The sequence below is a fragment of the Flavobacterium aquidurense genome, from assembly GCF_002217195.1.
Classification (GTDB): domain Bacteria; phylum Bacteroidota; class Bacteroidia; order Flavobacteriales; family Flavobacteriaceae; genus Flavobacterium; species Flavobacterium frigidimaris.
The window spans coordinates 116,085-139,442 of sequence record NZ_MUGR01000022.1 but is presented as its reverse complement, the minus strand read 5'-3'; the positions used below and the strand labels follow the sequence as shown (position 1 = coordinate 139,442).

Genomic DNA, 23,358 nt, shown 5'->3' with positions numbered 1-23,358 from the left:
AAACCAAAAAAGGCGTTTTTCTAAAAAAAACACCTTTTAATATTATTTGAATCTAAAATTCAATTTACAATAAGAAACTACTTATCCAGAACTTCAAAAGCGGAATTCATACTTTTAAATTCAGGGACAATTTTTTTCATTTTGGTTACAATATCGTCATTATCATAGAAATCAGCGATACCAATAAGCTCATCAATTTCAATATGCAAGTTTTCATATTCGTCTTGTATTTCCTGAGCAATCATAATTTTATTATGATAGGTTGGTAATGTTTTTGACGTATCGTTCAATAACTCTTCGTATAGTTTCTCTCCAGGCCTTAATCCAACAATTTTAATCTTGATCTCCTTATCTGGAATAAATCCTGCGAGTTTAATCATTTTCTTGGCCAGATCGATAATTTTTACTGGTTTACCCATATCAAAAATATAAATCTCACCTCCGTTACCCATGGCACCAGCTTCTAAAACCAATTGACATGCTTCCGGAATCGTCATAAAATAACGAATAATATCCTGATGGGTTATAGTAACAGGTCCGCCTTCAGCGATTTGCTTTGTAAATAAAGGCACTACGGATCCGTTTGAACCTAAAACATTTCCAAAACGAGTTGTGATAAATTTAGTAGAGCCTTCTACATTCGCTCTTTGATTTTTCAAAAATAAAGATTGAACATATTTTTCTGCTATTCTCTTACTGGCTCCCATAACATTACTAGGATTAACCGCTTTATCAGTAGAGACCATTACAAATTTCTTTACATGGTATTTACAGGATAAATCAGCTAAATTTTTAGTCCCCTTAATATTTGTCTGGATAGCCTGAGATGGATTCTCTTCCATCAAAGGAACATGTTTGTATGCTGCAGCGTGAAAAACGACATGCGGACTATAGTTTTTGAAAACTTTTTCCAAAGCTTTTTTACTTCTGACATCAGCAATCACAGCTACTATTTTTGATTCAGAACCAATTGTTAATGTTTCTAAGCATAAATTATGAAGCGGTGTCTCTGCATGGTCTAATATAATCACCATTTTAGGATTAAACCCTAAAACCTGCCTTACGATTTCACTGCCTATTGATCCGGCAGCTCCAGTAATAAGAACCGTTTTATCTTTTAATTGTTTCGAAATTGATTTACTGTCCAGAACTATAGGTTTTCTTTCTAATAAATCTTCAATCTGAATATTTTTTACTTTCTGAGAGATTTCCTTTTGATTCTCCCAATCCGAAATAAGTGGTACTGTATATACCCTATAATTGAATTCTAAACATTGATCAACAATAATTAACTGTTCTTCTTTAGATAAACTTTTGTCTGCTATAATAACACCTTCCGCAGCTACTGAACGCATTAAAGCAGGCAATTTTTTTCGTAAGATCAGAATAGGCAAATCTAACATTCTCTTCGCCGCATTCTGATTATTTTTATCTACAAAACCAACAATTTTAAAACGGGAAGGCGTTTCGAATTTTAATGCATTGGCAACAGAAATCGCATTTGCATCTGTTCCGTAAATTACTGTTCTGATTAACTTAGAATTGGTTTTCTCAGAAAAGTACAACTCAAAAGTTTGCTTTACTATCACACGATACAAGAACAAACCACAAAAAGATAATACTAAATTGATAAAAAGTGCGGTATTTAAAAAAGCTTTATGTCCTGTATACAATTCAAAAACTAAATTGAAAAACAAAAAAAACACCAAAACTGACATTTGAGAAAATAACAATTTTATCGCATCAATATAGGAAGAGTGTCTAATAATACCAGAATAGGTCCTAAATAGCCAAAAGAAAAACACATTGATAACAATTAAACTAGAAACAAAATAAAACTGATTAGACGTAATAATATACCCCAATGCAGTCCCTTCAAACAGCATATAAGTAAACGTAAACGAAAAAATCAACACCATTACATCTATTGCAATGATGATCCACCTCGGCAAATAGCTAAGATTATTAATGCTTGTTCTTAGATTTCTTGGTGAGAGAAAATTATGCAACAAAGAGGCTATTTTGGTTTGTTTATCTGTATCCAATTTGGTATAGTTTAATTTTGTAAACTTTGTCTGTCTTACAAAAGTACAAATTAAAGGTTTTAAAAAATTATTTCCTGATCTAAATTAGAATTTAACACCTTTTTTCTTTTGTTTCAAAAATTCCAGCAAATAAGCACCGTATCCTGATTTTACCAAAGGCAAAGCCAATTCTTCAAACTGGGTATCATTTATAAATCCTTGTCTCCAGGCAATTTCTTCAATACAGCCTACTTTTAATCCTTGTCTTTCTTCAAGGACCTGAACAAATTGTCCTGCCTGCATTAAACTGTTAAAAGTTCCGGTATCCAACCAGGCTGTTCCTCTGCTTAAAATCCCCACTTTTAAAGCTTCTTTTTCTAAATATACTTTATTAACATCTGTAATTTCGTATTCACCTCGGGCACTTGGTTTAATATTTTTAGCAATCTCAACAACCGAATTATCATAAAAATACAATCCCGGAACTGCGTAATTGGATTTTGGTTCTTCAGGCTTTTCTTCGATAGAAATTGCTTTAAAGTTCTCATCAAATTCAACCACTCCATAGCGTTCAGGATCTGAAACATGATAAGCAAAAACAACCCCTCCATTTGGTTTTGTGTTTGACTTTAAAAGTTCCTGCATATTAGATCCAAAAAAGATATTATCGCCTAATATCAACGCTACATCATCATTGCCAATAAACTTCTCCCCAATGACAAAAGCCTGAGCTAAACCGTTAGGGATTGCCTGTTCTGCATAGCTAAATTTACAACCTAAATCAGAACCGTCGCCTAATAACTTTTTGAAATTTGGTAAGTCATGCGGAGTAGAAATAATCAATATTTCATTTATTCCCGACATCATCAAAGTAGATAGCGGGTAATAAATCATTGGTTTATCATACACTGGCATCATTTGTTTGCTCATAGCAAGTGTCAATGGATGCAAACGTGTGCCAGAACCTCCGGCTAGAATAATTCCTTTCATATATTTTGATTTTAGATTTTAGATTTTAGATTTAGATTTCTTAATTATCGAAATACTAAAAATAAAACATTGAATCATCTTTAATTATAAAAACATTTTTTTTAAACTCTCTTTATAATTTGGAATATTTAAATTATAAATGTCCTTAATTTTTTTCTTATCTAATAGTGAAAATTTAGGACGTTTTGCAGGTGTTGGATAGGATCCCGATGGTATTCCTCCAATATTACAAATGTATCCTCCCAATTCTTTTATACGCAACGCAAATTCATACCAGCTTATTTCACCTTCATTTGAATAATTATAGATCCCGGAAATCCATTCAGGAGATTCCAAGATAGCCATCATTGCCTGAGCTAAGTCAGCAGCATAGGTAGGAGAACCAATTTGATCGTTCACCACGTTAATGACCTCTCTTTCCTGCATCAAGCGCTGCATGGTTTTCACAAAATTATTTCCAAATTTACTATATACCCAAGAGGTTCTAATAATAATTGAGTCTGGATTTTCTTTTAAACACGCAATTTCTCCGGCTCTTTTACTCGCTCCATAAATATTGATTGGATTCGTCTCTTCGTCTTCATCTAAAGCGATTGCAGAAGTCCCATCAAAAACATAGTCTGTAGAAATATGGATTAATTTTGTATTATTCTCTCGAGTATATTTCGCAATTAATTCTACTGCTAAATTATTGATTGCAAAAGCCTTTTCTTTTTCAGTTTCAGCTTTATCAACTGCTGTATAGGCTCCACAATTAAAAATCACGTCCGGTTGAATTTGATTTAACTGAATCTTAAGTATACCTAAATCATCTAAAGTTACTTGAGTTCTATCAGCAAAAACCCATTTATATTGAGTATACTTTGATGACAAAACAGCTAATTCAGAACCTAATTGTCCATTTGCCCCCGTTACAAGAATTTTCTTCATTAAAATAAACTATTACAATTTTCAATAAAAGGAAGTATTTGATCTTTTTCAGAAACAATTGCATCTTTTACGTCCATTCCCCAATCGATATTAAGTGATGGATCATCATATTTAATTCCACCTTCAGAGGCTTTATTATAAAACTGATCACATTTATATAACACTGATGCTGTTTCACTGATAACAGAAAAACCATGTGCAAACCCTTGAGGAACTAATAATTGCTTTTTATTTTCTGCTGATAACAAAACACTAAATGCTTTTCCGTACGTAGGTGAATCTTTTCTTACATCAACTGCAACGTCTATAATTTCTCCTTCTAAAACACGTACTAATTTGGTTTGTGCAAATGGTGGGTTTTGGTAATGCAAGCCACGTAATGTTCCTTTTTTAGAAAAAGACTGATTGTCCTGAACGAAATCTATATTAATTTCTAAATCTTCAAATTTAGTTTTACTATAGGATTCAAAAAAATAACCTCTCTCGTCTCCAAAAACTGTTGGTTCTACAATGACTAAATCTTTTATAAACGTTTCTTCAATTTTCATATTAAAATATAATTCTTATTTTTTGTAAAAGAAGCTTCCTCACTCCTTTATTTTAATTTCTTTTTTTTAATGTTTAAATAATAATCCATCTACAAGAAATTTCCAAAATACTATCACATTCATCAACATTTAGCTTTTTAAGTGACTGAATTTATCTGTAAGCTTTTGAAAAATACTCGTTTTCAAAATTACATTATTCATATAAAGATAGATCAATTCACTACTCGCCATTAGTTTTCCAATAATCCAAAGGATAACGAATATCGTCATCACCTACATTTACAATAGGTAATGTTGAAAAAGAAATTAGCTTTGAATCTTTTTCAAGCGATTCTATAGCATTAGCATAACCTGCTGGAATATGCAGTATTTTACTATCAATATCAGAAATAAAAATAGTTTCTACTCTTAAATCTTTTGCTGGATTTTCCCAATTATCAATTTTTATAAAATGAATTTTGAAAGAGCCGCTTAAGCAATAAAAATTCTTTGCATCTAATTTATGCCCATGCCATGCACGAATAGGATTTTCTTCAGAATTGCTAATAATATAAAACCTTTCTATATCCGTAAACTTAAAATCATTAACATACGAAATAGTTCCACGATGATCGGAGAAATTCCCTCCCTGAATTATTTTTGGGATCATATATTTGCTTTTATTTTTTTTCTCAAGATGTAAAATTTTACTGTATATGTAGCAATTAAGGGTAATAGTATTATTACAAACAAAACTAAATCGTGAACTTTTTGATATAAACAAATTACTAAAGCTGAAACTATAATTTGAGCCACTGCATAATATAAAGCAACCAGTCTGTGCTGAATTTTGTATTCGTTACTCAAAACCTGGTACAAATGTAAACGATGTGCTTCAAATATATTCTGTCTTAAATACAATCTATGTATGATTGTGCAAATAGCATCAACTCCATAAATCGCTAAAAACAACAGCCAGATTAAAGAATCTGTCCTTAAAATAAGCTTCAAAACCAAATAGATTACCCAAAATGCAATGGTAATACTTCCAACATCACCAGCAAAACATTTTGCCCTTTTTCTATAATTAAAAAAAAGAAAAACGAGACTCGCAATCATCGCGTATTTTATAAAGCTACTATCTGTAAAAACTTGAATCTCTTGATTGACGTACAACAAGGACCCCATAACTACTAAAGTGTAGAGTCCCGTTATTCCGTTGATGCCATCCATGAAATTGTAGGCATTTATTAAACCTACTGCTACGATATAAGCTACTATAATTCCTAAAAGCGGAACTAAATTGAAAACTCCAATTTCAAAGAAGATCAGCGTGATTGCTAAAAACTGAACTGACATTCTGATTTTATTCGATAAACTTTGAATATCATCCCAAAAACTAACTAAACTCACCAGCGTAATTCCAATAAAGAAAAAGTAATTCGTCTCAATATTTTGTAAAAAATAAATTAAAGCAGAGAACCAAAAGATAATTCCACCACCCCTTAATGTAATTTCTGTATGAGAACTTCTTTGATTGGGTTTATCTATGATATTATAACAATCGGCTAATTTAAAGTAGACTAACATTAAAATCATCAAAAGTATTCCTAGTATTGTGTATTGCATTATTTTTTGATAAAGCTTTTTATTGTTCTTTCTAATCCTTCTTGAGCAGTATTAGGAAGTTTATCAATCCCAATAGCACGTTTTATTTTTTGATTTGAAACTCTATAATTTTCGGTTAGTTTTTGAATTCTTTCAGAATTTACAGGTAGTTTAATAATATCTCCAATTTTACCTATTCCAATAATTATAATTTTAGGAATTGCTATTGAAAGAGTTTTTTTATTTAAAGTCGACGAAATGATCTGAATTAGCTCATTTGTAGATAGAACCTCATCATCCGAAAAATTATAGACTCCTGAAGGAATCTCCCTTTTTTGAATTATTTCTTTAATTATGAAATTAAGATTATCTATTCCTAAAAAAGATCTTTCATTATAAAAAGCGGCCAAGGGATATGGAATTCTTTTTTTTACAACATTATACAAAAGATTTAGGTTTCCTTTATTACCAGGTCCATGAATCATACAAGGTCTAACAATAAAAACTCTTTTTCCTTCTGGTATTCCTTTTGATAAAATATATTCTTCCGCTTTTAATTTTGATTGGCCATAGGGCGTTTTTGGTCTAGCATTAATATTTTCAAAAAGAATATCTGCTACCTCATCTGCAACAGCCTTTACACTACTAAAATAAATAAAATCATTAACAGTACTTTTTAAAAAGACATCAAATAATTCTTTTGTCAATTCAGTATTTACTTTAAAATACTCTGACGATTCAGAACCTTTTTTTGTGTCATGTGCTTTTCCAGCTAAATGGATAATAACATCTCCGTTAAATTGATATTTCCAATTTGAATTGCGCAACGAAATTGATTCAATCTCAAAGGAATGACTTAAAAAATATTTTGAAAGATTTTGCCCGACAAATCCTGATGTTCCTGTAATTTGTAACTTTTTCATTTATTTAAATTGTCTTAATGCTTCTTTGTTTATTTTCTCTCTTTCAGAGTCAAAAAACCATCCCCATTTATTAAAATAAGTTACTGCTGAATTTACAAATATTTTAAATAATCTTTTACTCTTATTTGCACCAGACTCATATCCATGATAAACAGAAACTGCCGGGAAATAAATTGTTTTGTAGTGTTGATGCATTCTGCGAGATAAATCCCAGTCTTCAAAATACATAAAAAACTTATCATCATATCCACCTACATTCTTTATTGCTTCCAAATTTAATACCGTAAAACATCCTGAAAGTATTGGAGCATTATAAATTGTTTCTTCGGGAACGGTCCTTAATTCATAAAGATTAATAAATTTTTCAAAAGCTTTAGCTGGTTTTCTTATTTTTCTCCATAAAATACTTAAAGGAGTAGGCAATAATTTAGGCAAATTTTGTACGCTTCCATCCAAATTTAAAATTTGTGGCATCATCATACCAATATTTAAATCAGTTTTAATATAAGATAACATTACCGAAATCACATCACCTTCAAAATAAATATCGGGATTAACAATAAAATGATATTGTGCATTTAAATCAATTGCTTTGTTTATAGCAATATTATGGGCTGCGCCAAATCCAGGATTAGATGGATTATGAATATAAATTATTCTCTCATCTATTTCTTCCAAAGTTCTTAAATCATTTGAGGGTGAATTATCTATTAAATAGAGTTTTATTTCTGAACTCGTCTGAAATATACTTCTTATAGCTTTTTCAATCTCGGTTGGATTTGAATTATACAGAACGATACTAATTGTATTTATTAATTTCAAGAATTTAAAAATTATATTATACTTAATTTACAAACAACCATACTTTTTTATCGAAATCAAATTGTTTAATAACTTTCGCTGGAGAGCCAAGCGCTATACAATAATCTGGAATACTTTTAGTCACTACCGACGATGCCCCTATTACACAACCAACACCTATTGTCACACCGGCCATAATACAAACCCCTTCACCTATCCAAACATTATCCTTAATTATTATAGGTTCCGTTGAAAGCTTTCTATCGTTAGGTAATGTCAATGGAGAATCTTGCTGATTTCCTTTGTAGCTACCATGATTAAGATCTGAAATAAACACTTTACTTGCTATTAAAACATTATTCCCAATTGTTATTTTTTCTCCAGCAGCAATATGAACATAATCATTAATTTCAACATTTTCTCCAAAAAGTATAATTTGACTATCCTTATTATTTATTTGAGGATATGCTTCAATTCTACAACCAAAACCTGTTGTGAAATTTTTCCCTAACTTTATAAATCTTTTATTTCTTATATCGAATGGCAATCTTATTAATCTAGCTTGATAAAAAAAACATTTAGTATAAATTAGTGACAACAATAACTTCAAAGATCCAAAAAAACCATATCTTTTAAACATTTTAATTCCTCATTTTAACAATTAATAAACGTCTTAAATATTTTGCACTTGAGTATATAAATAACAAACCATACTCAATTTTATTTATTATTCCTAAATTCAATCCATCTTTCAAATTCTTATATTCTCCTTTTTGCATACCCTTTAAATTTCCAGACAAACCTGAATATCCAAAATGAGGTTTACCATTTCCTGTCGTTACAAGACTTTCATTAAGAAGTGCGCAACAATTTTCATTACATACTCTAAGCCAATAGTTACCTTCCTCAGCATATTTTTGACTTTCGTCAAACCCACCAACAGAATCAAATACTTTTCTTTTAAACATAACTGTTGGAGTTACGAAAAACCATTTCAAAAGTAAAAATTTAGCACTTATAAAAGTTACGTCATCAAATTTTTTCAGTAGAAATCTATTAAAGTGTTCATTATTTCTATTTGTTCCTAAAAAATCTATTTCAGGATATTTAGAAAATATTTCAATTTGTCTTTCTAATTTATTTATTGCCCAAAAATCATCGGAGTCTAGTAAAGCAATAAAATTTCCACTTGCGTTTTTCATACCAACATTTCTTGCAGAAGAAACACCACCATTTTCCTTATCTATAAGTTTTATTAAAATTTTTGATTTATTATATTTTATTATAGATTCAACAATTTCTTGTGATTTATCTTTTGAGCCATCATTCACTACAATAATTTCTATTTCACCGTTGTATGTCTGTTTTATTACTGAATGTATACATTCTTCTATAGTTAATTCAGAATTATACATTGGAATTATTATGGAAACTAACATTTTTTATTTTTTATTTTATTTAACGAACATTATCTATTTCAACATTAGGATTAGAAAATCTTAATTTTTGTAAAATTTTTACCATTATTTTATAGAAAACAATAAATCCCTTTACAAAAAGAATAGTTAATAAAGCACTATAAAGCTGCATAAAAACCATTACCCAATCAAAAAAATAAATCAAATCATAAAAAACTGATAACAATATAATTATTGCGAAAGGTCTATTTTTAAAAAAAACCAAAAGCCTATAAAAACCTATAATGTAGAACACTGTAAGCACTACACCTAAATAGCTATATTTTAAATATAGGTAAATTGGTAATGTAAAATTAATAGACATGTAATTTTCTATCACGAAAGATTCGGAATAGCCCATGAACATTGTTCTATAATAATTATTTGGCATTACATCAAATTCAAAAATCTGACCAGGTAATAGTGCATCAATACACAATTTTAACTGATGCCAAATATCATATTTTAAATAAAACAAGCTTAAATCTAAATTATGACTTTCATAATATAAAGGTAACATGGAAGTTTCAAGTGTTGACATTCTTCCAACAATTTGATTGATAATAAAATCGAATCCAACTACTTCATCAAAGCCACGAGATATAGTTGCATAAACAAATAAAACTGGAGCTAATAATAAGCCATATTTTAAAAAATTTTGCAATTTACTTTTATAGTGTTTAAATCCCTCAAAAGCCATTCCTATAAAAAAGACAAAGAATATAGAAATTATACCACTTCTACTACCTGATAAAGTAATATACATTACATAAAAAAGAATAGCCTTAATTACACTAGATTTTTTTTTCTGTATAAATAATAATAGTAATAAAAGTGTAAAAGGATTTAAAAAAAGTGATATATAATTCGTTAACGAGCCCGAAGAACCTCCCTCTATAACTGATTGAAATCCACCATTTGCATAAAATGCTCCTAATTTGAATAATACAGAGAAATAATATAAAAAATTAATAGGCTTACCATCAACAATAGGCTTAACTACAAAATCTTTTTTTATGCAAATTTTCAATACAACAATGCTCAATAATAAAGAAAATATTATTAAGAAAGCAGCCTTATACAGAGAATTGTAATCGATTATATCAGAATAAACTGGAGTAAACCCAATACATAAATAATAAATACACGGAATAAAAACATGTAAAATTAAAACATACCAAATAATTGCAATAATCGCTTTTTTCATCTATAGATTTCTATCATATGAGCATGACATAATAAAGTCTTTATTTAAAAAAATTTATATAAACTCTTTAATACAATTCTCAATACACCAAATTTTATAGGAAAAGAACCATGCCAAAAAGCGTATAATATTGGACCAAACCCCTCCTTATTTTGAGATCTATTAAAATAAATCCATCCAATGTGGTAATTCAATGTTGCATTTATCTTGTTTTTATTTTTTTCATTCTTTTCCAAATCAATATAAGTTTGGAATAAATATTTGTATCTGTTGATTCTACTATTATCATTCAAAGAAAGATTAGAGCTACCTAAAAAATAATACCCAAGCGAGGATGAAATATATTTAAATCTAGTTCCTTTTTTAGCTAATTCAATCCATAAGTAATAGTCTTCTAAACCAATTAATTCATTCTTTTCTGAAAAACCAATTGATTCTTGAAAAACTTGCTTGCGTATGCAAACAGATGAGGTCGGAATTCCATAACTGGTAAATAACAAATCATGGTATGGATCTTTCTCATTTAAATCTCTAGATCTCATCTTTTTAACAAACACCCCATTTTGTATAATATCTAAATCGTGATAAATAAAATCTGTTTGGTCTAAATTTAATTTTGAGATATAATCTAATTTATTGTCTTTATACCAATCGTCAGAATCTAAAAAACATATCCATTCACCTTTTGCTTTTGTTGCACCAACATTTCTTGGACGTGCAGGTCCACCTGAATTTACTGGTAAATAAATATATTGTAGATCTAACAAATGTTCATATTGCTCCACTATTTCTTTAGTATTGTCTGTTGAAGCATTATCACAAACAATTACTTCAAAATTCTTAAAAATCTGAATTGACAACGATCTTAAACAACGATCAAGATCTGACCGTCTATTATAAGTAGGTATAACTATAGAAAAAAGATTTTTTTTTCTATTTATAAATTGATTCATTATAATAACTGTTTTACAAAGTAATAATTGTTAATAATTTTTCTCAAAAAAATCAAACAATTCATTAATACCTTTTTCAATACTCCATGTGGGCTCAAAACCTATACTGCGGACAAGATCATTATTTATTTTAAAATACTGCTGCTTTTTACCTTCACTTAAAGGTTGTGCGATTATTGTTAATTTGTAGGCATATCTTATACTGTAAATTTCTTTGATTTTTAATGCAATTTCCATAATAGATAGTGTTACACCCGAACTTACATTATAAACTGAATTTTTTTCAGGTGTTTTAATTATTGAATCGACAGCCGAACAAACGTCCCATCCATGAATAAAATCACGTAATGGAGAACCATCTGACTGTAAAACAATCTTTTTTTCCAAAAAAGCCATTCTACAAAGATCATTTATAACTAGCCACCAGCAATTGTTTTCCGCAAATATAGGAGCTCCATAACTATTAGATAATCTCACACTAATACATTCTGTCTTAGTGTTTCGATTGTAATAATCACAGATATCTTCTCCTATTTGATGTGTAAGTCCATAAAAGCTTTGTGTATTTAATTTTGAATTTTCATCTATCACATCGCCACTAATATCTCCATAAACCTGCATTGTAGAAAAATAAATAAACTTTTTTAAATTTTGTTTTGTAAAAGTATCAAGTAAACTCCACACCGGTATTATATTTACACGACTTACTTGAGATGGTGCTCCTTTATTTGAGTGATGATGGTCGAGTGAAACAAGATGAATAACTATAGAATAATTATCATCTGCTAGTTCTTTAATAAGAATTTCATCTTTTACATCTCCCACAATTACTTTTTCAAGTTTTGAAAGCCATACATTATCAGAAGGTTGATTACGAGATAAAGCAGTGACGCAATAACCTTGCTCTGAAAGATACTGACACATTCTGGAACCGATATAACCGCTCGCGCCAGTTACAAGAACTTTCTGTTTTACCATTCATATATTATATCATTAATACTTTCTTTTCTATCAACTTCTTTGGGATCATGTTCAATATTTGCAAGGTTAAGCAACAAGTTATAATCTTTACCTATACCTGAAAAAGCAACCCAAACATTTGGTGGAATTGTAATTCTCTGATAATTATCTACTCCAAGAATAACATCGAAAAAGGCTCCAACAGTAATACTATCCTCCCTGTCATCATATATAACAAAACGTATATTGCCAACAGGGACAACAAAATTAAGCGTCATTTCAAAATGCTTTTTCCAAAGTTTTACATCCTTGTAATGTATTGTCGAAAAGTAAGCTTCTCCAAAACCAGAAAATCCGAGATCACTTTTTTTCATTGCGTGAAACACATCTCCCTTCGGATGATGTATTTGTTTAAGTGGAGTAAGTAGCACTCCTTCAATTGCTATTTTGTCCATGCAAGATTTTGATTTGTAGCAATATCTATATATCCTTCAATTTGAGCTTTTGTGTAAGCAAACATATCTGGCTTATTTTTATAAAAATCATAGTACCAGTCACTTGTATATTCCAACAAAGTTTGATAATTAAGCGTTGGTTTCCATCTAAAATGAAAAAGAGCTTTATCGCAATTCAACTTAAGTAAACCCGCTTCGTGAAACTTAATATCACCAGTAATACGATAAGCATCTTTCGAGTCTTCAAAATGCCAACGAACGCTCATATCTTCTAAAATTTCCTGTACCGTATGACTATATTCTGCTTGTGGACCAAAATTAAAACTTTCACCATTTAAAGAATGATTTTTGTACAATTGCTCCCCCAATTGCAAGTAACCACTAAGAGGCTCTAACACATGTTGCCATGGTCTGGTAGCTTTTGGACTTCTAATCTCAACATATTTATTCTCACTCCATGAACGCATACAATCTGGAATAATACGATCAAGAGCCCAATCTCCACCTCCAATAACGTTTCCTGCACGAGCGGTAACCACTTTAACAGGTACTGCTTCACTTTTGAAAAATGAGTAGTAATATGATTTAAAAATAACTTCAGCAGCACCTTTACTTCCACTGTAAATATCTCTTCCTCCAACCGCATCGGTTTCTTTATAGCCATAAATCCATTCAACGTTATCATAGCACTTATCACTTGTAATAATTACCGCTATACAAGGTTTATTATAGTTACGTAAGACTTCTAAAATGTTAGCAGTTCCCATTACATTACTCGATATAGTGTCTAAAGGCTCAGCATAAGAAAAGGATACTATAGGTTGTGCTGCAAGATGAAATACAAAATCCGGAGATACCTGATTAATTATTTCATTCATTTTTGAAAAATCACGAATATCAGCCATATAATGTGTCATTTTATTAGCAAGATCAAGTTCCTCAAACATTGATGGTTTAGTAGGAATCTCTTTTGATATACCGTACACATTTGCTCCTAATGATATAAGCCACGTACAAAGCCAACTTCCTTTAAAACCAGTATTTCCAGTAACTAAAACTTTTTTCCCTTTATATACGTCTCCAAATAATTTTTTATTTACCATTTTACCCAAGGTGCATTATCATTATTATACAAATCGTTCAGCAATGAATATTCTCTTGACGTATCCATTGGCTGCCAAAATCCATCATGCTCAAATACTTTCAGTTCTCTCATTTCAACAAGTTTTTTCATTGGCTCCTGTTCTAAAACCAAATCTTCTTCATTTGTAAGTAAGTCAAGAAATTCATTATTACAAACAAAGTAACCGCCGTTGATTCTTCCTCCACTTGCCTGTGGTTTTTCATTAAATCCTGTAATTGTAGAACCATCTTCATCAACACCTAATTCACCAAAACGTCCTGGAGGTCTAACACCTGTCAAGGTCACCATTTTACCGTGAGATTTGTGAAAGGTAACCAATTTTTGTATATCTATATCCCCAACACCATCACCATATGTAAGCATAAAATAAGGATCATCGCCTATATATTTTTTTATCCTCTTGACTCTTGCTCCTGTCATAGACTTCAAGCCGGTTTCAGCAAGAGTTACTTCCCAACCATCTTCATCATGACTTACTTCAGAAATAATTTGCTCCGATTTTTTACCTAATTTAATTGTAACATCGGAGCTTCTCAATTCATAATTGATGAAAAAATCTTTTATAACTTCACTTTTATATCCCATACACAATATAAAATTATTATATCCATAACTTGCATAGGTTTTCATAATGTGCCATATTATTGGTTTTCCTCCTATTGGAATCATCGGCTTAGGAATATCATCTGCGACATCACGAATACGGGTACCATATCCGCCACATAATATTACTGTTTTCATACTTTTATCTGTTTATTTTTTTTATAATATGTTAATTAGTATATCTGGATCTCTCCCACATAATTGTTTGTTTAATAGCCTCCTCAAAATCAGTAAATTTAAAATCTACTAATGATTTCATCAATGAAATATCTAGACAAAAATCCTTAACATCAGTTGATTTAGACTCAACATAATCAATTTGTAATTTAGGAAAATTTATTTTTATCATGTCTAATACTTTATTCAATGGATAAGTTTGACCAGACCCAATGTTTATAGTTTTATTAATAATACCTTGTTTTAAAAGTTGAAAAAAAATTCTTACCAAATCTTCAACAAAAATATAATCTTTTGATTGATTTCCATCTCCCCACACCTCAATTCTTTCATTATTTAAAGCTCTTCTTACCGCAATATTAATAACACCTTGTTTTTCAGAAACATGGAATTTCCCAAATGGATTAGAAACTCTTAAAATCAAATAATTAATTCCAAATTGCTTTTCATACAGTCTCAAAAAATTTTCAATTGTAAGCTTTATTACACCATAAGAACTAACAGGATTACAGGTCTCTTTTTCAGAAATCATTTCTATTTTTTTTTCTCCGTAAACTGCTCCTCCAGAAGAGAAATATAATATAGAAGTGCAACCAAAATCTTTCATGACATCTAACAATCCAACGGTAGCAATCAAATTACCATTGATATCAGACAATATGTTATTGTTTGATGATAGTGGTGTAGTTGAAGTAGCACAATGAAATACTTTGCTAAAATTCCATTTGGAAAACAAACGAATCAATATGTTTCTATCACCATAATCTCCAGAAACATATTCTATACTATCTATTTTATCATTTTGAACATCTCTTGATAAAACAACTATTTTATAATTTAATAACTCATTATTAACTATAACAAAATTTATTATATTTCTACCAATAAATCCCGACCCCCCAAGCAATAAAATAGTCTCTTTAACTACCATAAATTTTGTCATAAATTTGTTTTAGTTTTAATCCGTAATTTTCAGGGCTATAATTTATATAGGTTTTTTTTGCATTAACACCTAATAAGGTTCTAAAATTCTCGTCTTTATAAAGTAGATAAATTTGAGTAGATAAATTATTAACTAAAGTTGACAGCTCATTAGAAACTAAAACACCATTAACATTTGTATCTAACACTTGAGAAATACCCGCAAAATCACTAGCTATAATTGGCTTTCCGTATCCCAACGCAGACAATAAAACTAATGGCATATCTTCATCTTTAATAGAAGGTAATAAAAATAAATCACAAGCCGCGATGTAATCTTCACTATTACTTTTATATCCTAAAATAAAAATATTAGAAGCCAGTCCCAGTTCATTAATATATTCTTTCAAATAATCTTCTTGCTCTCCATTTCCTATAAAGGCACAATATATATTTTTTGCTGGAAGCAATTCTTTCTTAAACAATTCAGATAAAGCATCTATTAAATATTTTTGCCCTTTCCGTTCCGATAAAAAGGCCACTTGTACTATAAGAAAACTATCCGAAGGAATTTTTAATTCTTTTAAAATTTCTGCACGATTATTTTTAATCACTGGTAAAGGGGCACAATTATTGACTAAAAATATTTTATCAGAATCAAAATCTCTTGCTTCAACTAAACGCTGTTTAGCCCTAAAAGAGGCATTAATAAAACCGTTAACATTTTTGTTTATGAATTGATCGTAAATTTTCTCAAAATAACTTTTACGATCTAAAGCCTGATTATTAACCTGATAAATGATTTTAGCTTTAATTGTCAAATAATTAGCTAAAACAACTACACTGCAACTACTTGCGCCAGGATACCCACCATTATTTATGTGAATTATATCCGGTTTAGTTCTAATCAATAAAATTATAAACTTAAATAAATTCCAGGAAAAGTATATTTTAAACTTTTCAAGTAGAAAAGAAGGTACTTTCATAACTCCCTTCAAATATTTGGATATGGTCAGAAGATTTATTCGGTAGAATAAAGTATTATTAGACATTAAGCTTAAAGGAAAGTTACTTTCTCTATCAAGCAAACCTTCATTTTTTAATCCGACTTCGTATTCTTTATGTTTTCTATAACTATATAGAAATTCAAAATGATCATTTAGAATTTCATTTTTTAATAAAAAAGCCATTAATTTTTCACTTCCTCCATATATATAACAGTCAGTAAAAATCAGCACCCTATTCTTAACCTTATTCTTCATCTTTTAATTAGATTTCTGGAATTTTTTTATTCCAAAGCCTTTTATAATTTTATTCAATTGGATTCTCCATTTCAAAGATGTTAAATATAAAATAATAAAAGATGCTAAAATTAACACTCCGATTACTCCAACAACAACTAGTAAATAAACTTTGGATTTTTCAACTGGCATATATTGCCGAACAACAAATGAAGTTAAAGTTAAAAATAAAATAGGCAAAAATAAAGGACTAAAAATTATCTTTAATGATTCCAATAAATTTATTTTTAAATATCCAATCATAAGCTTAAATAAGACAAGAGCCGAAAATAAAAATGCAATGAATTTAAAGATAGCAAATGATTTCACCCCCCATATTCCTATTGTAATAACTATGCCTGTCCAAAAAACAACTGGCAAAATAGTGCTAATAAAATACAATTCTTTTTGACGTTCTTTTGCTAGCAATATAAAATTAGTAGGATAAGTAATAAATGCAAAAAAATTACAAAATACTAAATATTGAACAATCGGAACTGAGTCACAATAATCTTCTCCAACCCAGGTAATTACAAGTGGCTTTGCAAAAATAGCAATCGCAATCATAGGAAACATCACAATGGGAGCAAAAATTGAGACAATCTGTAAATAAAAAGACTTTAAATTTTCTTCCTCGCCATTCCCTACAAAATGATTGAACCGCACATTAAAGGGAGAAAAAAGTATTCCTAGAATACTTCTAAAAAAAGCAAGAATCGTTAGTCCAATGGCATAAATAGCAACATCACTGGCTCCAAGAAGTTTGCCTATAGCTACTGTATCTAGTTCATAATACAAAATCCATGAAATAGTAACAAACAAACTAGCAAATGCCAATCCCTTTATCTTTCTAAAAATAATTTTATTAAAAGAAATAGATAAAAACAATTTTTTGAAATCATAATCATACTTCACCCGTGCAACCTGCAAAGTGATTAGCGCAGCAATTAAATTAACTACTTGTGCAAATGAGAAGTAACCAATAATATTATAGTTACCATCTCTGAAAAACCATAAAACAGATAATATCCTGATTATACTTCCAATTGTATTAGTACGTTGAATGATAAAATCTTCCATTCTAACTCCAAAGATCATTTGTAGTAAGCGCTGCAATAAAGTTGTTGGGGTAAAAATAGCTAGCAGTAAAAGTAAAGAAGACGCCACATGTTTTTGTTCTATAGTTTTTAAATCTTTAACCAAAAGTTCTGGCTGAGTACTTAAATAAACAAAGATTATAGAAAATAAAATCAAAAATAACAACAAAATAAAATTAGTAAAACCGATTATCTTAATCTCTTCATCCCTATCACCTTTAGCAAAAGATTCTGCTGCGAATTTTTGACCAGCACTCATAAATCCCAAATCAGCATAAGCAAGGAATATGGAGAAAGAAATACAGACTGTATAAATCCCATAAGTAGTAGGATCAGAAGTTAGGTACGGAATAACCACAAACATTGAGAGAAAATTTAATACTAAGGAAACCCCTTGCCAAAGATAAATTTTAAGATAATTTTTAGTATATGATTTTTGCATTGAATTAAAAAGATACTCTAAAGTATTTTATTCTAAATTAATATTTTTATAAATTTTGCGGGAACTCCTCCAACCAAAGTATACGGTTCAACATTTTTATTAACTATTGAACCTGCAGCGATGACTGCATTATCTCCGATAGTCACTCCCGGCAAAATAATACTTTTTGCTCCAATCCAAACATTATTACCTATCACTATTTTTTTTGCAACATTCGGCTGTTCTCTTATTAAAATATTTCTTTTTGTATCATGGTTGCTATTTATTATTAAAACATCTGGCCCTAGAAGACAATCGTTTCCGATTACAATTTTTTCTTTATTTGCGCTAAAAAAACAATTATAGTTAGCAAAAAAATTATTTCCAATCTCTATTTCTCCTTCATTTTCTGTAAAAATTTTCACGTCTGGACACACTCTAAAACAGTTACCAATTTTAATGTTTCTAATATTATCCATGGTAACATTATCAGGAATAATAAAATCAGAATGTCCAAAAAATTTTGAGTAATAAAGCTTTCTTAAATATAAACCTCCGAAAACAGAAGGAAAAATTCTAACTATCCAAATCCATAAATTCATATCTCTTTCTGTTTTTATTTAGATATAAAGTCTAAAAAAATATCTTTCGATAATTTAAATTCACTTATTTCTGATGTTAAGTATTTATATCTATATTCTCGATATAATTTTTCATCTATTTCAATTGGAACGTCAATTTGATCAGAATCCATACAGATAATTGAACATCCTGATGCATTTTTTATGGCATTTAATGATAATTCATAGTCAAGAAAAGTTTCTTCTAAATATTTGTTAGTCAAAAGAACAAGCCTCTTTTTATAACAAATAGGAAAACAAATGGCAGTACTATTATGAGTTAAAACTATAGAAGCATCTTTTACCATTTCATTTGCTTTATAAAATACAACCTCTCTACCATTGAATGGATTTTCATTAGTATATAAAACTGCTTTAGGATGAGCTGCGATTACTACTTTTAAACTAGTACTTTTCTCAAATCTATCAAAAAAATCATTTAGTTCTCTATAATATCTATTAGCCTCAACTGTTTTTATATTAAAAAATACAGTATCAGGATGATATGGAAAATATTGATCTAAGAAAACAACGTAATCATCTTTAGATTTCTCTTCTTTTTGTTTTTCAATCAGAAACTTATCATAATCAACAGTATTAACATCAATAATGTTAGCTTTTAATAAATCTATGTCATTACCATAACCAAATGCTAAGTGTCCATATGCACCTGCTCTAAAAATATAATCATATGTTTTTATGTAACCACTGATTTTAAACAATCTTGCTAATCGATTCTTGATCATTATACTTAACCGATTAAAACCAAAATTTTGAAGGTTAAATATATATTTAGATCTTGTAGATTCATAAATATTAGGAAAGACACCTCGACCAAAGACACCTGTATATAATTTATGCTTAGTAAAAACTCTAAACAACTTAACTACTCTCCATTCATAACCAATTAATGAAACATATAAAGTACAAGAATTATCTTGCTTCAGGAAATAATCATCTAATTCTTTATAAGAAGTGATCTTAACAGCATCCTTGTATGGGTATTCATTCAGGTTTTCCGCTTCGAAAAATAGAGTTGTAACATCCAAGTAATCTACAAGTACCATCTTTTTTAAAAGAGTTTCAAAATAATAATCTTGATATACAAGATTTGATAAGGGGAAATATCCTACGTATACGATCTTCTTAAACTTCATTTCAAATACTTCTAATTATTTTTGCAGGATTACCAACTGCAACTACGCCATCGGGAATAGACTTCGTTACGATAGAACCAGCACCTACAACAGAGTTTTTGCCTACTGTAACACCTGGTAACAAGATAGAATTGGCTCCAATCCAACATCCATTTTTTAAAATCACTGCTTCATCCGGATAATAACCTTGATCAATGAGAGGAATATTCATTTGGTCAAACTTGTGGTTATTTATATAAATATGAACTCCACATCCCATCATTACATTATCCTCGATAATAATTGATGTTTGTAGACTTTCAGATTCTCCAAACAGCATAACTCCTGGACGAATTACGACACGATTTCCAATCTCAATATTAGAACAACCTACAGCATAAGCACCTGGCCTAAAATCAGCAGTATCGGAAAAATACTTGAATTTCTTTTTACAAAGAGAAAGCATTTCTCTTTTATAGTATAATCTCCAATGAGTAAAAGGATGATCAGGACCTATTCGATCGGCACCAAGATTATACTTTATTTTTTTTATTATCTCAATTATTAACATTCCAATTTGCTAAATTTTCACCTTGTTCAATTAATTTCACACGTGCTTTCGGAAGTCCATCTCCAATGAAATTAAATAAATTTGCAGTAGCAACCGCACTAACATTTTTATATTTTAATCCATCGATAAAATGAGATTCATTTCCAGCTCCTCCAGCAATTATAAGAGGTATCTTAATCTTTGATTCGAACTTTTCAATTGTGTCAAAATCGTATCCAAATCCAGTACCATCTTTTTCAATAGAATTTAAATAAATTTCTCCCACTTCAAGTTTTTCTAGGTAGTGTAAATAATCTTCTAAATCAAGATTTATTTTAGTAGTTCCATCGTTGATATAAACTTCGAATTTTTCATCATTTTTCTTATAATCAATAGATGCCACAATACTTTGTGAGCCATATGTCTTTATTAATTCCCTTACTAATTCTGGGTTTGTATTTAAAACAGAATTTAAAACTATTTTATCAGCGCCACTATTAAATAATAATTCTGCGTCTCCCATTGATCTAATTCCTCCGCCTGCAGCTATAGGAATAAAAACATCGTTTACTAGGTTTTCAATAGTTTTTGCAAAATCGCCAATTGATTTATGATTGCGAGTTGCATTTAATACAACCAATTCATCAAGAGAAAATGCAATATTTTGAAATTTGTAATTTTTCTCAAGCCAATTTAGATTACCCACTTTTTGCAATCTAAAATTACGGCTCTGCATAAAAAAGCCATCGCTATAAATTAATGCGAATATTATTCTTTTTCTTAACATTAGAATTTTTCAATAAAATTTTTCAACAACTTTAAACCATTTTTTTGACTAAGTTCAGGATGAAATTGCACTCCTACAATATTGTTATACTCAAAACTTGCAATAAAATCAGAATCATAATGACAATATGATTGATTTATATCATGTTCGCTAACCATTTTGTAGCTATGCGTAAAATAAAAATCCGACTCATTTGGCAGACCAGCATATAACTTTGAATCAGCAGCAGTTTTTAATTGATTAAATCCAACATGTGGCACCTTTAAATTGGTATTGTCAAATTTTATGCAATGTCCATTCACAAATCCTAGTCCCTCTGTAAAACCATCTTCCGTACTTGAGGTACCTAAAAGCTGCATCCCTAAGCAAATTCCAATTAGAGGTTTATTGTTTTTTACAACAAGCTCTTCAAGATATTTATCAATATTTTTCTCCCTAATCTGAATCATTGCTTTTCTAAATGATCCCACACCTGGAAGAATTATTTTATCAGCACTTTTAAGAGTTTCATAATCTGCAGAGACTATAACATTATCAGTACCTAGATAGTTCAAGGCACTGATAATGGATTTTATATTTCCCATGCCATAATCGGCTATCACAATTTTCATATCGTAAAATCTTCTCCTGGTGTAAATTTAGGTGACCAAATTCCATCTATTTTCTCAAATAAATCTTTGTTTGCATATTTATCTAAAACAGCATCAAACTCTTCTTTAGTCATTTTATAATAATCTAAAAATACATCTATTAAATCATGAGGATAAGCATTATCATACATTTTTACTAAATTCAATGCCTGGTCTCTTGTCATTGATCCTCTTCTTATCTCTATACCAGCATCTTGAGTTGCACGCCCAAATCCAAATTTTAAATACATCAAATAAGCATGTAAAGTATATAATGCCTGATCATTTTGTGAAAAATTAGTAAAAGTATCTACACTTCCTTCTTCTTTTTCAATTAATCCACAATGTTCTTTTGCTACAACATAATTCCTATAAGAATCCCAAGCTTCAAAATAAGACCAATGTGTAAAAGAAAGTCCAATATTTGAAACTTCTTCATCAGTAGGAAATTTAAAAAATGCTAAATCAGCTTCAGAAATATCACCATCTGCTCTAATTCTATCAAAAACTATTTGATGGCCTCCTTCTAAGTATATTTTTTTCATATACTCAATATCATACAAAGGATTATTTTTACTTTCAGTAGACCCGCCGTATTCAACCTCTCCATCTTCCCCATAAAACATCAATGGTATTTTAAAGTTTGCTGCAGTTTTAATACATGCGGTCATAATAGCAATTAACCATCCGTAATATGGAAAACCCTTTTCAATAAAACCGTATTTATTAAGTCTATCAAGAACTACTGGATTAGGTGATATATGTATATGATCATATCCTGATTGTATAAAATTAAAGAGATTCTGATCACCGATTGGTAACGATAAAGCAGGACGCACTGTAACTGCCAAAGGATTCATACCATATTTATGCTTTAACATATATGCAACATATGAACCGTCTTTACCACCACTTACAGGCACAATACAATCAAAATTTCCGTTTGTAGACTTATATTTAATAATTAATTCATCCAGTTGCTTTTGTCTTTTTGACCAATCTATTTGTTTTTTTTCTTCCATCCACTGACAAGCATTACACCATCCCCTATCATCAAATGAAATTCTAGGTCTCGTAGACATATTTAAACAATTCTTACACCAAGTTATTTTCTTTTCGCTCATTACACTATTTATTTTTTAAATACTTTAATTTATA

The 23,358-nt window shown here is 29.7% G+C and carries 24 protein-coding genes and 1 pseudogene; all 25 read right to left on the bottom strand.

What is annotated here, in order from left to right:
* Positions 1–77: 77 nt before the first annotated feature.
* Positions 78–2,045 (bottom strand): polysaccharide biosynthesis protein, encoded by a 1,968-nt coding sequence (locus tag B0A67_RS11840; protein ID WP_072960783.1) that lies wholly within the window; start codon positions 2,043–2,045, stop codon positions 78–80.
* Positions 2,046–2,129: 84 nt separating this feature from the next.
* Complete coding sequence (gene rfbA / locus B0A67_RS11835) at positions 2,130–3,014, bottom strand: glucose-1-phosphate thymidylyltransferase RfbA (protein ID WP_072960781.1); 885 nt, start codon at positions 3,012–3,014, stop codon at positions 2,130–2,132.
* 84 nt (positions 3,015–3,098) lie between these two features.
* Positions 3,099–3,944, bottom strand: a complete 846-nt coding sequence (rfbD, locus tag B0A67_RS11830; RefSeq protein WP_072960778.1) for a dTDP-4-dehydrorhamnose reductase — start codon at positions 3,942–3,944, stop codon at positions 3,099–3,101.
* Entirely contained in the window at positions 3,944–4,492 is a 549-nt protein-coding gene (gene rfbC / locus B0A67_RS11825) for a dTDP-4-dehydrorhamnose 3,5-epimerase (protein ID WP_072960775.1), read from the bottom strand. The genes rfbD and rfbC overlap by 1 nt, the downstream gene beginning before the upstream one ends.
* 220 nt (positions 4,493–4,712) lie before the next feature.
* Positions 4,713–5,141 carry a WxcM-like domain-containing protein gene (locus tag B0A67_RS11820; RefSeq protein ID WP_072960772.1) on the bottom strand — a complete coding sequence of 143 codons (429 nt, stop codon included), beginning with the start codon at positions 5,139–5,141 and terminating at the stop codon, positions 4,713–4,715.
* Positions 5,138–6,100, bottom strand: coding sequence for an MraY family glycosyltransferase (locus B0A67_RS11815; RefSeq protein ID WP_072960769.1), 963 nt, complete (start codon positions 6,098–6,100; stop codon positions 5,138–5,140). The genes B0A67_RS11820 and B0A67_RS11815 overlap by 4 nt, the downstream gene beginning before the upstream one ends.
* Positions 6,100–7,002, bottom strand: a complete 903-nt coding sequence (locus B0A67_RS11810; RefSeq protein ID WP_072960767.1) for an NAD-dependent epimerase/dehydratase family protein — start codon at positions 7,000–7,002, stop codon at positions 6,100–6,102. The genes B0A67_RS11815 and B0A67_RS11810 overlap by 1 nt, the downstream gene beginning before the upstream one ends.
* Positions 7,003–7,824 (bottom strand): glycosyltransferase, encoded by an 822-nt coding sequence (locus tag B0A67_RS11805; protein WP_072960764.1) that lies wholly within the window; start codon positions 7,822–7,824, stop codon positions 7,003–7,005.
* 22 nt (positions 7,825–7,846) lie between these two features.
* Positions 7,847–8,443, bottom strand: a complete 597-nt coding sequence (locus B0A67_RS11800; RefSeq protein WP_072960761.1) for an LbetaH domain-containing protein — start codon at positions 8,441–8,443, stop codon at positions 7,847–7,849.
* 1 nt (position 8,444) lies between these two features.
* A complete protein-coding gene (locus B0A67_RS11795; protein WP_072960758.1) occupies positions 8,445–9,242 on the bottom strand; it encodes a glycosyltransferase family 2 protein in 798 nt (265 codons plus the stop codon).
* A 19-nt stretch (positions 9,243–9,261) separates the two neighbouring features.
* Positions 9,262–10,467 carry a hypothetical protein gene (locus tag B0A67_RS11790; protein WP_072960755.1) on the bottom strand — a complete coding sequence of 402 codons (1,206 nt, stop codon included), beginning with the start codon at positions 10,465–10,467 and terminating at the stop codon, positions 9,262–9,264.
* A gap of 44 nt (positions 10,468–10,511) precedes the next feature.
* Positions 10,512–11,420 (bottom strand): glycosyltransferase family 2 protein, encoded by a 909-nt coding sequence (locus tag B0A67_RS11785; protein WP_072960751.1) that lies wholly within the window; start codon positions 11,418–11,420, stop codon positions 10,512–10,514.
* Positions 11,421–11,450: 30 nt separating this feature from the next.
* The gene (locus B0A67_RS11780) at positions 11,451–12,398 is read right to left on the bottom strand and encodes an NAD-dependent epimerase/dehydratase family protein (protein ID WP_072960747.1); all 948 of its coding nucleotides are present in this window, start codon (positions 12,396–12,398) and stop codon (positions 11,451–11,453) included.
* Positions 12,392–12,835 (bottom strand): dTDP-4-dehydrorhamnose 3,5-epimerase, encoded by a 444-nt coding sequence (locus tag B0A67_RS11775; protein WP_072960744.1) that lies wholly within the window; start codon positions 12,833–12,835, stop codon positions 12,392–12,394. The genes B0A67_RS11780 and B0A67_RS11775 overlap by 7 nt, the downstream gene beginning before the upstream one ends.
* Positions 12,823–13,938: a CDP-glucose 4,6-dehydratase gene (gene rfbG / locus B0A67_RS11770; RefSeq protein WP_072960740.1), complete on the bottom strand. Its 1,116-nt coding sequence runs from the start codon at positions 13,936–13,938 to the stop codon at positions 12,823–12,825. Before rfbG ends, B0A67_RS11775 begins: the two co-directional genes overlap by 13 nt.
* On the bottom strand, positions 13,932–14,720 hold the full coding sequence (gene rfbF / locus B0A67_RS11765; protein ID WP_072960737.1) for a glucose-1-phosphate cytidylyltransferase: 789 nt from the start codon (positions 14,718–14,720) through the stop codon (positions 13,932–13,934). The genes rfbG and rfbF overlap by 7 nt, the downstream gene beginning before the upstream one ends.
* A 31-nt stretch (positions 14,721–14,751) precedes the next feature.
* On the bottom strand, positions 14,752–15,702 hold the full coding sequence (locus B0A67_RS11760) for an NAD-dependent epimerase/dehydratase family protein (RefSeq protein WP_072960734.1): 951 nt from the start codon (positions 15,700–15,702) through the stop codon (positions 14,752–14,754).
* Positions 15,680–16,942, bottom strand: a complete 1,263-nt coding sequence (locus B0A67_RS11755; protein WP_072960731.1) for a glycosyltransferase — start codon at positions 16,940–16,942, stop codon at positions 15,680–15,682. The genes B0A67_RS11760 and B0A67_RS11755 overlap by 23 nt, the downstream gene beginning before the upstream one ends.
* Positions 16,943–16,945: 3 nt before the next feature.
* The gene (locus tag B0A67_RS11750; RefSeq protein ID WP_072960728.1) at positions 16,946–18,499 is read right to left on the bottom strand and encodes a lipopolysaccharide biosynthesis protein; all 1,554 of its coding nucleotides are present in this window, start codon (positions 18,497–18,499) and stop codon (positions 16,946–16,948) included.
* Positions 18,500–18,543: 44 nt separating this feature from the next.
* Positions 18,544–18,696, bottom strand: a pseudogene (locus B0A67_RS25415) (DapH/DapD/GlmU-related protein); the annotation flags it as partial.
* 398 nt (positions 18,697–19,094) lie between these two features.
* A complete protein-coding gene (locus B0A67_RS11740) occupies positions 19,095–20,165 on the bottom strand; it encodes a hypothetical protein (RefSeq protein ID WP_123887383.1) in 1,071 nt (356 codons plus the stop codon).
* 91 nt (positions 20,166–20,256) lie between these two features.
* Positions 20,257–20,805: an acyltransferase gene (locus B0A67_RS25330; RefSeq protein WP_072960718.1), complete on the bottom strand. Its 549-nt coding sequence runs from the start codon at positions 20,803–20,805 to the stop codon at positions 20,257–20,259.
* A complete protein-coding gene (locus B0A67_RS11730; RefSeq protein ID WP_072960716.1) occupies positions 20,792–21,571 on the bottom strand; it encodes a HisA/HisF-related TIM barrel protein in 780 nt (259 codons plus the stop codon). Before B0A67_RS11730 ends, B0A67_RS25330 begins: the two co-directional genes overlap by 14 nt.
* The gene (gene hisH, locus B0A67_RS11725) at positions 21,571–22,182 is read right to left on the bottom strand and encodes an imidazole glycerol phosphate synthase subunit HisH (RefSeq protein WP_072960712.1); all 612 of its coding nucleotides are present in this window, start codon (positions 22,180–22,182) and stop codon (positions 21,571–21,573) included. Before hisH ends, B0A67_RS11730 begins: the two co-directional genes overlap by 1 nt.
* A complete protein-coding gene (locus B0A67_RS11720) occupies positions 22,179–23,324 on the bottom strand; it encodes an N-acetyl sugar amidotransferase (RefSeq protein ID WP_072960707.1) in 1,146 nt (381 codons plus the stop codon). Before B0A67_RS11720 ends, hisH begins: the two co-directional genes overlap by 4 nt.
* Positions 23,325–23,358 lie beyond the last annotated feature (34 nt).

What these genes read in the sequence shown, in the direction of transcription:
- rfbA (WP_072960781.1), bottom strand. Translation starts at nt 3,014, where the DNA reads ATGAAAGGAATTATTCTAGCCGGAGGTTCTGGCACACGTTTGCATCCA.
- rfbD (WP_072960778.1), bottom strand. Translation starts at nt 3,944, where the DNA reads ATGAAGAAAATTCTTGTAACGGGGGCAAATGGACAATTAGGTTCTGAA.
- rfbC (WP_072960775.1), bottom strand. Translation starts at nt 4,492, where the DNA reads ATGAAAATTGAAGAAACGTTTATAAAAGATTTAGTCATTGTAGAACCA.
- B0A67_RS11820 (WP_072960772.1), bottom strand. Translation starts at nt 5,141, where the DNA reads ATGATCCCAAAAATAATTCAGGGAGGGAATTTCTCCGATCATCGTGGA.
- B0A67_RS11815 (WP_072960769.1), bottom strand. Translation starts at nt 6,100, where the DNA reads ATGCAATACACAATACTAGGAATACTTTTGATGATTTTAATGTTAGTC.
- B0A67_RS11810 (WP_072960767.1), bottom strand. Translation starts at nt 7,002, where the DNA reads ATGAAAAAGTTACAAATTACAGGAACATCAGGATTTGTCGGGCAAAAT.
- B0A67_RS11800 (WP_072960761.1), bottom strand. Translation starts at nt 8,443, where the DNA reads ATGTTTAAAAGATATGGTTTTTTTGGATCTTTGAAGTTATTGTTGTCA.
- B0A67_RS11795 (WP_072960758.1), bottom strand. Translation starts at nt 9,242, where the DNA reads ATGTTAGTTTCCATAATAATTCCAATGTATAATTCTGAATTAACTATA.
- B0A67_RS11790 (WP_072960755.1), bottom strand. Translation starts at nt 10,467, where the DNA reads ATGAAAAAAGCGATTATTGCAATTATTTGGTATGTTTTAATTTTACAT.
- B0A67_RS11785 (WP_072960751.1), bottom strand. Translation starts at nt 11,420, where the DNA reads ATGAATCAATTTATAAATAGAAAAAAAAATCTTTTTTCTATAGTTATA.
- B0A67_RS11780 (WP_072960747.1), bottom strand. Translation starts at nt 12,398, where the DNA reads ATGGTAAAACAGAAAGTTCTTGTAACTGGCGCGAGCGGTTATATCGGT.
- B0A67_RS11775 (WP_072960744.1), bottom strand. Translation starts at nt 12,835, where the DNA reads ATGGACAAAATAGCAATTGAAGGAGTGCTACTTACTCCACTTAAACAA.
- rfbG (WP_072960740.1), bottom strand. Translation starts at nt 13,938, where the DNA reads ATGGTAAATAAAAAATTATTTGGAGACGTATATAAAGGGAAAAAAGTT.
- rfbF (WP_072960737.1), bottom strand. Translation starts at nt 14,720, where the DNA reads ATGAAAACAGTAATATTATGTGGCGGATATGGTACCCGTATTCGTGAT.
- B0A67_RS11760 (WP_072960734.1), bottom strand. Translation starts at nt 15,702, where the DNA reads ATGACAAAATTTATGGTAGTTAAAGAGACTATTTTATTGCTTGGGGGG.
- B0A67_RS11755 (WP_072960731.1), bottom strand. Translation starts at nt 16,942, where the DNA reads ATGAAGAATAAGGTTAAGAATAGGGTGCTGATTTTTACTGACTGTTAT.
- B0A67_RS11750 (WP_072960728.1), bottom strand. Translation starts at nt 18,499, where the DNA reads ATGCAAAAATCATATACTAAAAATTATCTTAAAATTTATCTTTGGCAA.
- B0A67_RS11740 (WP_123887383.1), bottom strand. Translation starts at nt 20,165, where the DNA reads ATGGTACTTGTAGATTACTTGGATGTTACAACTCTATTTTTCGAAGCG.
- B0A67_RS25330 (WP_072960718.1), bottom strand. Translation starts at nt 20,805, where the DNA reads ATGTTAATAATTGAGATAATAAAAAAAATAAAGTATAATCTTGGTGCC.
- B0A67_RS11730 (WP_072960716.1), bottom strand. Translation starts at nt 21,571, where the DNA reads ATGTTAAGAAAAAGAATAATATTCGCATTAATTTATAGCGATGGCTTT.
- hisH (WP_072960712.1), bottom strand. Translation starts at nt 22,182, where the DNA reads ATGAAAATTGTGATAGCCGATTATGGCATGGGAAATATAAAATCCATT.
- B0A67_RS11720 (WP_072960707.1), bottom strand. Translation starts at nt 23,324, where the DNA reads ATGAGCGAAAAGAAAATAACTTGGTGTAAGAATTGTTTAAATATGTCT.